The sequence below is a fragment of the Streptomyces tropicalis genome (assembly GCF_029269835.1).
GTDB classification, from domain to species: domain Bacteria; phylum Actinomycetota; class Actinomycetes; order Streptomycetales; family Streptomycetaceae; genus Streptomyces; species Streptomyces tropicalis.
This window is the reverse complement of record NZ_JARJBB010000005.1, coordinates 267354-280493: the sequence shown is the minus strand read 5'-3', so window position 1 is coordinate 280493 and position 13140 is coordinate 267354. Positions and strand designations below refer to the sequence as shown.

Here is a 13140-nt window from a genome sequence, read left to right as displayed (position 1 = left end):
CCTCGGGCGGTGTCACGGTCGCGAGGAAGATAGCAGGGCGGTCGCGGTCCCGACCCCTCATTTTCGCGGGCCGCGGACGCGGCGGCGGGCGGCCCTCGCGGGACGGGTGAGGACCACGCCGAGCAGGGCGGACTCGGCGACGTGGCCGAAGTGGCGGGAGTCCTGGGTGCGGACGGCGTCCCCGCGGACGACGAGGGAGCCCGGTGGCACCCGGCCGCCCACGGGGGCGCCGACGACACCGCGCACCTCCGGCGGCACGGGGTCGCCGGGCAGTGCGGAGACCCGCTTGACCAGACGGGCGAGTGCCTCGTCGCCGTCGCCGAGCGGGAAGGGATCGCGGAAGACCACCGCGTCGCCGTGGCGCACCCGCGCGGTGCGGCGGACCAGCAGCCGATCGCCGTCCGCGACGGCCGGGGCCATGCTCGAACCGGTCACCCGGAAGAGCGCGAGGCGCGAACGCAGCAGGCCCAGTGCGGCGCAGAGCACGCCCGCGCCCAGGGCCGTCGCCGTGCGCAGGGCACGCGTCATACGCCCGTCCTCCGTCTCCGTCCGGTTCACGAGGCGGCCTCCGCCGCGGCCGTTGCCGCCCGCTCTCCCGGCGCGGCGTATCCTGCTGCCTGGAGGCCGAAAAGCCGTGCGCAGTCCCTGTTCTGAAGGGACATCAGTGCGTCGTGCGAGCCCCGCTCGGCGATCCGGCCGTCGACCAGAAGGGCGATGGAGTCGGCCTCCCGCAGGGTCCCCAGGCGGTGCGAGACCAGCTGGGCGGCCCGCCCCCGGCGGTGACGGCCGAGGGTGCGGTGCACCTGGTGCTCGGCCTCCCGGTCCAGGCCCGAGCTGGGCTCGTCGAGGATCAGCAGGTCGGCGTAGCCCTCCGCCGGTTCAGTCCGTGACGACGACCTCCACCGGCCGGCCCGGTCCGCCCGTGACGAACGCGAGCAGACGCTCGGCCTCCGCCGCCACCGCGTCCCGGTCGCCCGCGCCCGGCTCGCGGAACAGCTCCACGGTGAGCCGGGCACCGGACCGCTCGTTCCGCAGGCGCCACACCCCGCCGACGAACCCGTCGAGCAGCACCGTGGGCAGGACGCGGCCGCCCGGGCGGAAGACCCGGGAGCGGTACTCCGCCGGAACCACCCGGCCTCGGTCGTGGTGGGACAGCAGGACGTTGTCCCACTCCGGCAGCAGCCGCACCGGAGCGGGCGTCTCCGCGTCGGGCACGGTGGCGTCCGGCAGGTCGAACAACTCGGTGCCGTCTTCGGCCCGCAGCACGGTCAGCTCTGTCCGCAGCCGCGCGAGCACCGGGCCCAGTCCGGTCAGCCCGGACCACACCTGGACGTCCTTCGCGGTCGCCGGGCCGAAGGCGGCCAGGTGGCGGCGGATCAGACCGGTCTGATCCGGCTCCTCGGTGGGCGGGGCGCCGAGCCAGTCCTCGGCGTCGACGTACGTCGCGCGGGAGCCCGACCCCCAGGTGCCGCCGGGAGGCTTCTGCACCACGGGCAGATGACAGCGGAGCGTGAGTGAAGCCGCGCATCGTCCGGACCAGCGCGGGCCGCAGGGGACCGCGCAGCCCGAGGTAGTCCCGCGCGGTGACGAGCTGGAGCGTGGCCCGCAGCATGGTGGCACGCACCGCCTGCCGGTCCTCCATCAGACGCGTCAGGTCCGTCCTGCGGAAGTCCTCGACCCGCGACCACAGGCCGACGTACGGGGCGTTGGGCGCCTGCGCCTGCAGGGCGACCACCTGCGCGATCACGTCGCCGACCGGCCGGCTGTCACGGCGCAGCAGGAGCTGCCGTTCCAGCGTCGCCCGGTTCAGTTCGCGGACGCCGACGGTGTCGCTCATACGTGTTCTCCGCATCCTGGGGGCCTGCGTGGACCGGCGGCCGCGGCGGACCGCCGCCGGTCCCGGCCGCCGTACACCAGCCAACCACGCAGCGACGCCGGGAGCACCGCACACGCCCCCGGTGCGCCGCACGCCCCGTGGCCCGGCCGCACCGCGCGCGACCGCCTCCGGACGTCGAGCCCTGTGCCTGGCGGGACCGTGCGGCCCGTCGGCCTTGGCATCCGAGGTCCGGTGCCCCCGGGATCCGGGATCCGGGATCCCGGATCCCGGCGACCGGCGACCGGCGACCTGCGGACCCGCACCCGGAGCCCGGCGACCTGAGGACCCGCACCCGGGGTCCGCAGGGCGCCGGGGACGGTCACCGGTCCTGCCGGGCACAGCCCTCACTCGGACCCGACGGAGCGGATCACCCGGTCCGGCCCGGGACGGTGTTGAAGTCGATCACGGCGCGCTGGAGATCGCCCTGCGGCCGGTCGCCGAGGTCGTCGATCGCCACGATGTTGAGGTGGCGGGCGAGCGCCGGTGCCCGCCAGTCCGACCGCAGTCTGGCGGCCAGCTGCGGGTTCAGCCCGTTGGCCAGGTACATGAGGTAGTTGTCGCGGACGGAGGCCGGGAAGAAGGGGGACAGCAGCCGGATCAGGGCCAGCTGGGGGATCTGCAGGTCGGGCTGGACGATGCTCGACAGCACGAAGAAACGGCCGGCGTCCGCCCCCGGGTCCCGCGCCAGGGCCGCCTGGTTCAGGGACAGCGTCTGGTCGTAGACCTGCTGCGGCGGGCTGCCCTTGAAGAAGGACTTGACGATCTCCCACCAGGACGGATCTCCCGCCGGGTAGCTCCCGCGGTCGGACATGCTGTCCGCATGCCAGGCCCAGGGCCGGTCGACCGCGGACGAGCCGTCGATGAGGACGACGTTCTTCCCGGCCTTGACGAAGTCGCCGTAGGTGGAGGTCGGGGACAGCTCCGACCGGATGGCCACGCGACTGCCGAACAGGTCCCTCAGCCGGGTCAGCGGCTGCGAGGCGTCGGTGCCCGCAGGGGCGGCCTCCGACACGCTGAGGACCACGACCTCCGAGGGGTGCGCGTCGACCCAGCGCTTGAGCGAGGCCGCCTCACCGGTCGCGTCGCCGAAGAACAGCCCGCCCATCGGAGCGCCGTGGAAGGTCCTCCACTGCCCGCCCTCGAAGCACAGCCGCAGGTCGAGGTAGCGCGCGCCCTGATCGAGCTGGTCGGTCAGACTGCCCCTCTGGGAGCGGGAGATGCTGGCGGCCAGCCGCGGATCCACGGAGGCCACGCCGTAGGACCAGCCGCTCGTGCACAACCCGGGGTCGGCCGGGATGCTCCAGCTGCCGGAGTCATGACTGCCGGGCATCGCGATCCGGTTCAGCGGCAGGCCGTCCAGATAGCCGTGCATGTCGCCCATCCAGCGCGACAGGTCCACCGTCGCGGCCAAGGCCCGGCCGTCCGCCCGGGCCTTGGCCGCCTGGGCCGGCGCTCCGCCGGCCGCCAGCGCCACGACGGCGAGCACCAGGGCGGCCAGGCCGGCCGCCGGACGCCGTAAGCGGGTACCGCCCGTTCCACGTCTCATCTTCGTGCGCCTCCTTGGGGGAAGAGGTCGAGTCGGGCACCGAGGGTAGAGGCCGGGGGACGCTGTGCCCAGAGCCCTGCGCACGGAATCCGCATCCGCCTCCCCGGCATACGGACGTCCGCCGGCGCCCCGCCCGCACCGCACCCGCCGGGCTGCCTCCCGGCGGCGTACGGCCCGCACGACGGCGCTTGCGCAGACGGCTGCAGGGCACGGGCCGTGGCCGTACGTCAGGACGCCGGTCCCACCCTCCGGACGTCCGGACGAGGGTCGACGAGTCGTACGTCAGGACGCGGGTCCTCCGAGGGCGCCGAGTACGCCGGCCTCCTCGTCCGTGAGCCGGAGCGTGCCCGCCGCGAGATTGTCGACAAGGTGATCCGGGTCGCCCGTCCCGGGGATGGCCGGCACGTGCGGGCCCTGCCGGAGGATCCACGCCAGGCGCATCTGCGCGGGTGACACCCCGTGCGCGCGGGCGACGTCCCGCACCTGCTCGTACTCCGCCCGATCGCCACCGGCCCGGCGTCCCCGGCCCACGAGGGAGAAGAAGGGCACGAAGGCGACGATGCCGCGCTCCCCGCAGAGCCGTACCATCCCGTCGCCGCCGGACGCGCCGATGCCGTAGCGGTTCTGCACGCACACCACCGGGGCGATCCGCTCCGCCTGGGCCAGGTGCCCCGGGCCGGCACCGGACAGCCCGAGATGCCGGACGAGCCCGGCCTCGCGCAGATCGGCGAGGGCGCCGACGTGCTCGCTGACGTCGTCCTGGCCCATGATGCGCAGGTTGACCAGATCCAGTGCGTCGCGTCCGAGTTGGCGGAGGTTCTCCTCGACCTGGCCGCGCAGCCGGTCCCGGAGGCGGTCACGCTCCAGCGGTCCCGCCCGTCCGCCGCCACGCGCAGCCAGGATCCACAGGCAGGCGCCCCGATCACCAGTTCCTGGGCCGTGAAGTCCCGCACCAGCCCACCACCGCACACGTGGTCCACCGCGGGCCACAGCCCCCGGGCCGCGTCGGCGGGCGGAGCCTGATCGCTCCGACGCGTCCGGCCACCGGCCCCGGTGGCGATCCGGTCGAGGAACTCGCGGGTGAGCAGGACCCGTTGAAGATCGTGACCGGCCAGGTGGGCGAACTCCACGGCCTTCAGCTCCGCCTCGATCCGACCGTCCCCGGTGCGCGTGACGACGGCCGGCGCGGGCCACGACGGGGACGCCGTGGTGACGTGCACGAGCAGCCGCCCTCCTCGGGCGAGTTGGTCCAGCAGTGCGGCCGGTACGCACGACACCGCGTACGACACGAAGATCCGGTCGTGTGGCCCCGCTCCGGACACCCCGTTCGCCCGCGCCGCACACCACGGCCGGGCGGTGACCGGCTTCCGCCAGGCGCACCGCCGCTGCGTCGGTGCGGTGGCGGTCCCGGTCGAGCATGACCACCCCCTCGTCACCGCACACGTGGCAGGCCACCGCGGCGGTCGTCCCCGATCCCGTGCCGACGTCCAGCACCCGCTGCCCCGGCCGCAGGTCCGGCTCCTCCAGCAGCGAGGCCGTCAGACGCATCACCGTCGACATCGACGTGATCGAACCGCCCGACCGGACCCCGGGCTCCCGGCCGAGGAGCGCTTCTCCGTCGTGCTGGACGAGCACACTGCGCCCGTCGTGCAGGACGTCGAGAAGCTCCGCCCGGTCCCGCGGCACCGGCCGGTCGAGCAGGTCCCACCGGGGCGGCTCCTCGCCGGGGGGGGGGGGCTCCACCGCACGTAGGCCTGCGGCATCAGCACCTCACGCGGGAGAGCCGGCAGCGCATCGCGCACCGGTCCGGGCCACAGCGCCCCGCACTCCTCCAGCCGGGCGACCATCGCCGCCCGGGCGGCCGCCGGGTCCGGGCCGTGGCCGTCGGAGGGGAGCCCGGGGGCTCGCCCGACGCCCCGGTGGCCGGCCCTGCTGGCGTCGCGCCGCGGCTCCTCACCCGTCACCAGCCCATCTCGGTGTACCGCCGGCCGGTGAGGATCCCCTCGATCGCGGCGCGGGTGTAGGGGACGATCGGCTCGGGCAGGTGGTCCGGTCGCCACCACGTCCAGGCCAGGCACTTGTCGGGCTCGCGGAGACGGGGCTCGCCCTCCCACCGCCGGGCCCGGAAGACCAGCTGCATGCGGGGCGGTCCGCCGGGCTCGTCGACCAGGTGCACGGCATGGGCGAACTCGACGTCCTCGGGGCGGATCAGCAGCCCCGCCTCCTCGTCTGCCTCCCTGACGAGGCAGGACACGGCGCTCTCCTGCTCGCAGTGACCGGCCAGGAAGTGCCAGAGCTCCCCGGCGAACGCGGAGTCGGGGTGGCGCAGGCCGAGCAGGATCTCCCCCGCCGGGTTCTCCAGGTAGAGGTGCGCGCCGACCACCTGCCGGACCGTCCGGGCGCCGCCGGAGCGGGGCAGGGACGGCTGCCGTGGCACGGCACCGCGGGCGGCCGGGGACGCCGTCCCGTACTCGGCCCAGTGCGCCCTGATCACGTCGTGCGCCCAGGCGCACATGGTCAGCCGGTCCATCGTGGACACGTCGAACCACGCGCACAGGATCCCCTCGGTGACCGGCAGAGCGCGCGCGTCGCCGTCCCAGTGGGCGACGTACACCTGGACGTGCCCCGTGGTCGCGTGCGGACCGCCGGGCCGTGCCGTGGCGTAGGGCGTGACCTCGTCGAGGACGAGGCCGGTCTCCTCCCGGATCTCGCGGACGACCGCCTCGTGGAGCGATTCGGACCCCTCCGGGGCGCCACCGACCAGCGACCAGGTGCCGGCATCGCAGATCGGCCTGTTGGCGTCGCGCAGGTGCAGCAGATACTGCCCCCTGCCGTTGACGATCAGCACCGCGGTGCTGCCCGGGCTCGTGCCGGTGCTCTGGACGGACAGGGGAATCACCCTCCTCGGGTCACGGGCGGCGCGGTCCGGCGCCGTGCGCGCAGAAAACGTACTGGTGATCGAAGAACGGAGAAGCGGCCGCATGAGTTACGGTCCGGGGAGAGGCGAGATCCGCCCCGCGAGCCGAGCCGAGCCGAGCCGAGCCGAGCCGAGCCGAGCGAGCCGAGCCGGGTGCTCGTGGGACACGAGGAAGGAACCGAAGCGAACATGCACGTCGTCGTGGCCCGCGGCCGGACGGAGGCGTCCGGATGACCGGCACCACCGAGCCCGTCCTGCTGCACACCCGGGGGCGGACCGCCCGCATCACCCTCAACCGGCCCCAGGTGCTCAACGCCCTGAACCACGAGATGGTCCGCCGCATCGACGCGGCCCTCACGGGGTGGGAACACGATCCGGACGTGGAGGCCGTCGTCGTCACCGGCGCGGGGGAGCGCGGCCTGTGTGCGGGCGGCGACATCCGCGCCGTCCACGACGACGCCCGCGACGGCGACGGCGCCGCCTCGGCCGCCTTCTGGCGGGACGAGTACCACCTCAACGCCCGCATCGCCCGCTATCCCAAGCCGTACGTCGCCGTCATGGACGGCATCGTCATGGGCGGCGGCGTCGGCGTCTCCGCGCACGGCAGCGTCCGCATCGTCACCGAGCGGTCCCGGATCGCCATGCCCGAGACCGGCATCGGCTTCGTCCCCGACATCGGCGGCACCCACCTGCTCGCCCGCGCTCCCGGCGGGACCGGCACCCTCCTCGGGCTGACGGGCGCGCACATCGGCGCCGGTGACGCTTTGTTCTGCGGGCTCGCCGACCACTACGTACCCTCCGCCGCGCTCCCGGCCCTCCTCGACGACCTCGCCGGGATGCCCGTGCCGGACGCCCTCGCGCGCCACACCCGGCCCGCCCCGCCCGGGGAGCTCGCCGGCCGGCGGCACTGGATCGACACCTGCTGCGCCGCCGACAGCGTCGAGGAGATCCTCCGCCGGCTGTACGCGCACGCCGACCCGGATGCGAAGGAGGCGGCCGACACCCTGCTCGCCAAGTCGCCCACGGCCCTGAAGGTGACCCTGGCCGCGCTGCGCCGGGCCCGCCGTCTGGCCACGCTGGAGCAGGTCCTGGACCAGGAGTACCGCGTCTCCTGTGCCGCCCTCGCCCTGCCGGACCTGGTCGAGGGCGTCCGCGCCCAGGTCGTCGACAAGGACCGCGCCCCGCGCTGGTCCCCGGCGACCCTCGCCGAGGTGACGGAAGCCGACGTGGAGCGCTTCTTCACGCCGCTCGGCGGTCGCGAACTGGGACTCGCCGGCCCCGGAACCGGCCCGCACACGACCGGCTGAGCATCCGGACCCGGCGCCCTCCACGCCCGTGACGGCGCGCGAGGGCCGTCGCACGGGACGGGCCTCGCCCGCGGACCCGCCCGCTACCGGCGGTACGGCCGGGAAGGACGGCACCCTCCCGGCCGTGCGGCGCGGCGGGCCCGTCCCCCGTCCGGCGGACCGGCTGGACGTCCGGCCCCTCCTGATCCGCGGGCGCCGGCCCGCGAACGGGCCGGCGCCCCCGGGCGGCGCACGGAGTCAGGAGGAGGCGGCCCCCTCCGGCTTCCCGAACACGGCCCCGTCCGGCCCCCCGAACGCCCCCAGGATCCGCTCCGCGGCCAGCGTGGGCGTCAACCCGCCCTCCCTGACCTGCTGTTCCAGGACGGGGGCGAGTGAGCGTACGGACGGGTCTGCGTGCAGGCGGCCGAGGAGTTCGTCGCGCACCATGGCCCAGGTCCACTCCACCTGCTGCTCGCGCCGCTTCGCGACGAGACGCCCGGTCGAGTCCAGCAGCGTGCGATGCTGCTCCAGCCGCTCCCAGACGGTGTCCAGGCCGCCGGACTCGCGCGCGCTGCAACTCAGCACGGGCGGCGTCCACGCCGCGTCCTTGCCGTGCATCAGCCGCAGCGCGCCCGCCAGTTCGCGGGCAGCCGCACGCGCGTCGCGCTCGTGCGGACCGTCCGCCTTGTTCACGGCGATCACGTCCGCCAGCTCCAGCACGCCCTTCTTGATGCCCTGCAACTGGTCGCCCGTGCGGGCGAGGGTGAGCAGCAGGAAGGAGTCGACCATGTTCGCGACCGCGGTCTCGGACTGGCCGACGCCGACCGTCTCCACCAGGATCACGTCGTAGCCGGCCGCCTCCATCACCACGATCGACTCGCGGGTCGCCTTGGCGACCCCGCCCAGCGTGCCCGCGCTGGGAGAGGGGCGGACGAACGCCGCCGGGTCCACCGCCAGCCGCTCCATCCGCGTCTTGTCGCCGAGGATCGAGCCCCCGGTACGGGTGGAGGACGGATCGACGGCGAGCACGGCGACCCGGTGTCCCAGCGAGGTCAGCATGGTGCCGAACGCGTCGATGAACGTCGACTTGCCCACGCCCGGCACCCCGCTGACACCGATCCGCCGCGCCCGCCCGCTGTGCGGCAGCAGCTCGGTGAGCAACTCCTGCGCCAGCGCACGGTGCTGGGGCCGGGTGGACTCGACGAGCGTGATGGCGCGCGCCACGAGCGCCCGCTTCCCGTCGAGGACACCCTTCACATACGCGTCGAGGTCGATCGCCACGGGCCTCAGAGCTCGTGCCCGAGACCGGCCGACAGCCGCCGCACCAGGTCGTGGGCCGCGTCCGGGATGACCGTCCCCGGCGGGAACACGGCCGCCGCGCCCATCTCCAGCAGCGTGGGCACGTCCTGCGGCGGGATCACCCCGCCGACCACGATCATGATGTCCTCGCGGCCCTCCTCGGCGAGCTGCTCGCGCAGCGCCGGGACGAGGGTGAGGTGTCCGGCCGCCAGCGAGGAGACGCCGACGATGTGCACGTCCGCCTCCACGGCCTGGCGGGCCACCTCGGCCGGCGTCTGGAACAGCGGACCGACGTCCACGTCGAAGCCGAGGTCGGCGAAGGCCGTCGCGATCACCTTCTGGCCCCGGTCGTGGCCGTCCTGGCCCATCTTCGCGACCAGGATGCGCGGACGGCGCCCCTCGGCGTCCTCGAAGTCCGACACCAGCGCCCGGGTGCGGTCCACGGACGGGGACTCGCCTGCTTCGTTGCGGTACACGCCGGAGATCGTACGGATCTGCCCCGCGTGCCGCCCGTACACCTTCTCCAGGGCGTCGGAGATCTCCCCGACGGTCGCCTTCGCGCGGGCGGCGCGCACCGCCAGCTCCAGCAGGTTGCCGTCGCCGCCGGCGGCCCGGGTCAGCGCGTCCAGCGCGTCCCGGCAGGCGGTCTCGTCGCGCTCCGCGCGCAGCCGCCGCAGCTTCTCGATCTGCTGGGTACGCACGGACGAGTTGTCGACCTTGAGCACCTCGATCTGCTCGTCGCTGTCGACGCGGTACTTGTTCACCCCGATGACGGGCTGACGGCCGGAGTCGATGCGGGCCTGGGTCCGGGCGGCGGCCTCCTCCACCCGCAGCTTGGGGATGCCGGCGTCGATGGCCTGGGCCATGCCGCCCGCCTGCTCGACCTCCTGGATGTGCTTCCAGGCCCGGCGCGCGAGGTCGTACGTCAGCCTCTCCACGTAGGCGCTGCCGCCCCACGGGTCGATCACCCGGCAGGTGCCCGACTCCTGCTGGATCAGCAACTGCGTGTTGCGGGCGATGCGCGCCGAGAAGTCGGTGGGCAGCGCGAGCGCCTCGTCGAGGGCGTTGGTGTGCAGCGACTGGGTGTGGCCCTGCGTCGCCGCCATCGCCTCCACGCACGTGCGCGTGACGTTGTTGAACACGTCCTGAGCGGTCAGGGACCACCCCGAGGTCTGCGAATGGGTGCGCAGCGACAGCGACTTGGCGTTCTTCGGGTCGAACTGCCGCACCAGCTTCGCCCACAGCAGGCGCGCCGCGCGCAACTTGGCGACCTCCATGAAGAAGTTCATGCCGATCGCCCAGAAGAAGGACAGCCGCGGGGCGAACGCGTCCACGTCCAGGCCCGCCCCCTGTCCGGCCCGGATGTACTCCACCCCGTCGGCCAGCGTGTACGCCAGCTCCAGGTCGGCCGTCGCACCGGCCTCCTGGATGTGGTAGCCGGAGATCGAGATGGAGTTGTAGCGCGGCATCCGCTGCGAGGTGAAGGCGAAGATGTCGGAGATGATCCGCATCGACGGCTTCGGCGGGTAGATGTAGGTGTTGCGGACCATGAACTCCTTGAGGATGTCGTTCTGGATGGTCCCCGCCAGCTTCTCCGGCGGCACGCCCTGCTCCTCCGCGGCGACGATGTACAGCGCGAGCACCGGCAGCACGGCGCCGTTCATCGTCATCGACACGGTCATCCGGTCCAGCGGGATCCCGTCGAACAGCTGCCGCATGTCGTAGATCGAGTCGATCGCCACGCCCGCCATGCCGACGTCGCCCGTCACCCGCGGGTGGTCGCTGTCGTAACCGCGGTGCGTGGGCAGGTCGAAGGCCACGGAGAGGCCCTTCTGACCGGCCGCCAGGTTGCGCCGGTAGAAGGCGTTGGACTCCTCGGCCGTGGAGAAACCGGCGTACTGGCGGATGGTCCAGGGCTGGTTGGCGTACATCGTCGGGTACGGCCCGCGCAGGTACGGCGCCGCGCCCGGGTACGTGTCCAGGAAGTCCAGTCCCTCCAGGTCGCGCCCGGTGTAGAGCGGCTGGACCGCGATGCCCTCCGGGGTCTCCCAGAGCAGGTCGTCCCCGCCGGTCGCCTTCTTCACCGCCGCACGCCACTCGTCGGCGCCGCCGTCGACGGCCGGCGTCCCCAGCTCGATCCCGGAGAAGTCGGGGATTCCCATCACGACGCTCCCATGCGGTCGAGGGTGGCGGACAGCACGGCCACGGCGTCGCAGCCGGCGAAGACGTAGGAGTCGACTCCCGGGTACTGCCCGGGGCGCCCGGCGAGGGATACGTGCGACGCGCCCGCCGTCCGCAGCTCCGCGGCCGTCTCGGCCGCCTGCTCCTCGTAGACGGCGTCGCTGGAGCACAGGCAGACCTCGGTGGCGCCGCTCTCGGCGAACGTGCCCCCGGTGACGGGCTCGACGCCCCCGGCCTGGAAGAGGTTGGCCGCGAAGGTGAGGCGTGCGGTGTGCGCGGCGGCCGGGCCGATCGCGGCGAGGAAGACGCGGGGCCGTCGGCCGGTCGCGGCGAGGTGGGCGTCGGAGCGGGCGCGCAGCGCCTCGAACTGGTCGTCGCGGCGCACCCGCGGCAGACCGCCCGGCCGCGGCTCCGGGGCGCTCTCGCGGACCACGGGCTTCTCCGCGAGGAACGGGAACTCACTGACGCCGGTGATGGGTTCGCGGCGCTTGGCCAGCCTTGCGGTGCGCGCCTGCCAGGTCTCGGCGAGGTCCTGTTCCAGGCGCCCCGAGCGCAGGGCGGCCGCCTGGCCGCCGTCCCGCTCGATCCGCCGGAAGAACTCCCAGCCCGCCTGGGCCAGTTCGTCGGTGAGGCGCTCCACGTACCAGGAACCGCCCGCCGGGTCGATGACCCGGGCCAGGTGCGACTCCTCGATGAGGATCGTCGAGGTGTTGCGGGCGATGCGGCGGGCGAAGCCGTCCGGCAGACCGAGGGCGTGGTCGAAGGGCAGCACGGTCACCGAGTCGGCCCCGCCCGCGCCGGCGGCCAGGGTCGCCACCGTCGCGCGCAGCATGTTCACCCACGGGTCGCGTCGCGTCATCATCACCGGCGAGGTCACGACGTGCTGGACCTGCGCACCCGCCCGCGGCGCCCCGCAGACCTCGGCCACCTTCGCCCAGAGGCGGCGCGCGGCGCGCAGCTTGGCGATCGTCAGGAACTGGTCGGCGGTCGCGGCGTACCGGAACTCCAGCTGCCCGCACGCCTGGCCGATGTCCAGTCCGGCGTCCGTCAGCTCCCGCAGATAGGCCACCGCGGTGGCCAGCGAGCAACCCAGCTCCTGCGCGGCCGAACCGCCCGCCTCGTGGTACGGCAGGGCGTCCACGGTCAGCGCCCGCAGCCCCGGGTACTCCCCGGCGCACAGCCGCGCCAGCTCCGCCGCCGGCGCGAACGTCCCCGGCTGCCCGGTGCGGGCCTCGTCGCCGAGCGGATCGGCGCCCAGGTTGCCGCGCGCCGCGTCCTGTGCGACACCCCGCTCCTCGTACAGCCGCAGCAACTCCCGCGCGGCGGCCTCGGTGTCGCGTCCCGCCTCCAGCACCACGGGCGCCAGGTCGAGGTAGACCCCGTCGAGGACCCCGCCGAGGGAGCCCAGCGGGATGCCGTCCTCCCCGACGGCCAGCCACAGGGAGGTGACGCCGTTCTCCAGGTCGGCGAGCACGGCGGGGCCGTCGGGCACCGTGTGCCGCTGCCGTACGTCCCAGCCGCCGGCGGTGTTCCCCTCGGCCCGGCCGCCCCGCACGAAGGGCGCGAACCCGGGCATACCCGGCTCGGGCGCGGTGTCGCGGGCGGTGAAGAGTGGCCGGGTGCGCAGCCCGTCCTCCAGCGTGGTGGACAGGGCTTCCTCGGCTTCGGCGTCCCCGACGTCCTTGCCCGACTTGCGCAGGACACCCGCCACGAGGCGCTGCCACTGCTCGTGGGTCACGTCAGGGAATTCGCCGGCCAGCTCGAGCCCGTCGTCAGGCAGGACCGTCATGCTCGGATGCTAGGCCACGGACGCAAAGGTGCAGCAGAGGGCTCGCCTGTGACCTTGACCTCCCCGAGGCTGTGACCTCGGCCTCCCGGCGGTCGCGGGCCCGCCGGATCGAGCGGTCCCCGGCGCCCCGCCCGGCCGCCGGAGCGGCCTGCGACGGGCCGGTTCGGGCGGGCCGCACGGCCGGTGGGGTCCGCACCGGCGGAGACCGAAGCGCTCCGCCGGCGGCCGCGATCGTCGCCCGTGCAG

The 13140-nt window shown here is 74.3% G+C and carries 10 protein-coding genes and 3 pseudogenes; 2 read left to right on the top strand and 11 right to left on the bottom strand.

The window, feature by feature from the left end; all coding sequences use genetic code 11:
• Positions 1-57 precede the first annotated feature (57 nt).
• The 6 genes and pseudogenes from P3H78_RS12770 to P3H78_RS12750 all read right to left on the bottom strand — a co-directional run.
• On the bottom strand, positions 58-528 hold the full coding sequence (locus P3H78_RS12770) for a S26 family signal peptidase (RefSeq protein ID WP_276109041.1): 471 nt from the start codon (positions 526-528) through the stop codon (positions 58-60).
• A 26-nt stretch (positions 529-554) separates the two neighbouring features.
• Complete coding sequence (locus P3H78_RS12765; RefSeq protein ID WP_313884401.1) at positions 555-803, bottom strand: hypothetical protein; 249 nt, start codon at positions 801-803, stop codon at positions 555-557.
• Between the two features lie 76 nt (positions 804-879).
• A complete protein-coding gene (locus tag P3H78_RS12760; protein WP_438827956.1) occupies positions 880-1620 on the bottom strand; it encodes a winged helix DNA-binding domain-containing protein in 741 nt (246 codons plus the stop codon).
• A pseudogene (locus P3H78_RS33380) lies at positions 1546-1837 on the bottom strand (DNA glycosylase AlkZ-like family protein); the annotation flags it as partial. The pseudogene P3H78_RS33380 and the gene P3H78_RS12760, both read right to left, overlap by 75 nt.
• Before the next feature lie 406 nt (positions 1838-2243).
• Positions 2244-3422: a phosphatidylinositol-specific phospholipase C domain-containing protein gene (locus P3H78_RS12755; RefSeq protein ID WP_276109039.1), complete on the bottom strand. Its 1179-nt coding sequence runs from the start codon at positions 3420-3422 to the stop codon at positions 2244-2246.
• 282 nt (positions 3423-3704) lie between these two features.
• Positions 3705-4268 (bottom strand): annotated as a pseudogene (locus P3H78_RS12750) (aldo/keto reductase); the annotation flags it as partial.
• Here P3H78_RS12750 and P3H78_RS12745 point away from each other — a divergent pair.
• The gene (locus P3H78_RS12745) at positions 4164-4445 is read left to right on the top strand and encodes a hypothetical protein (RefSeq protein ID WP_276109242.1); all 282 of its coding nucleotides are present in this window, start codon (positions 4164-4166) and stop codon (positions 4443-4445) included. The pseudogene P3H78_RS12750 and the gene P3H78_RS12745 sit on opposite strands and share 105 nt — an antisense overlap.
• 185 nt (positions 4446-4630) lie before the next feature.
• On the opposite strand, the pseudogene P3H78_RS12740 reads toward P3H78_RS12745, so the two are convergent.
• A pseudogene (locus P3H78_RS12740) lies at positions 4631-4970 on the bottom strand (protein-L-isoaspartate O-methyltransferase family protein); the annotation flags it as partial.
• A 412-nt stretch (positions 4971-5382) separates the two neighbouring features.
• Complete coding sequence (locus P3H78_RS12735; RefSeq protein ID WP_276109038.1) at positions 5383-6321, bottom strand: NUDIX hydrolase; 939 nt, start codon at positions 6319-6321, stop codon at positions 5383-5385.
• Positions 6322-6569: 248 nt separating this feature from the next.
• Here P3H78_RS12735 and P3H78_RS12730 point away from each other — a divergent pair, with 248 nt between their 5' ends.
• Positions 6570-7646, top strand: coding sequence for an enoyl-CoA hydratase/isomerase family protein (locus P3H78_RS12730; protein ID WP_276109037.1), 1077 nt, complete (start codon positions 6570-6572; stop codon positions 7644-7646).
• Positions 7647-7883: 237 nt separating this feature from the next.
• Here P3H78_RS12730 and meaB read toward each other — a convergent pair whose 3' ends face one another.
• The 3 genes from meaB to P3H78_RS12715 are packed head-to-tail and all read right to left on the bottom strand — an operon-like array spanning position 7884 to position 12894.
• A complete protein-coding gene (gene meaB, locus P3H78_RS12725; protein ID WP_276109036.1) occupies positions 7884-8906 on the bottom strand; it encodes a methylmalonyl Co-A mutase-associated GTPase MeaB in 1023 nt (340 codons plus the stop codon).
• Between the two features lie 5 nt (positions 8907-8911).
• Entirely contained in the window at positions 8912-11086 is a 2175-nt protein-coding gene (scpA, locus tag P3H78_RS12720) for a methylmalonyl-CoA mutase (protein ID WP_276109035.1), read from the bottom strand.
• Positions 11086-12894 carry a methylmalonyl-CoA mutase family protein gene (locus tag P3H78_RS12715; protein WP_276109034.1) on the bottom strand — a complete coding sequence of 603 codons (1809 nt, stop codon included), beginning with the start codon at positions 12892-12894 and terminating at the stop codon, positions 11086-11088. The genes scpA and P3H78_RS12715 overlap by 1 nt, the downstream gene beginning before the upstream one ends.
• Positions 12895-13140 lie beyond the last annotated feature (246 nt).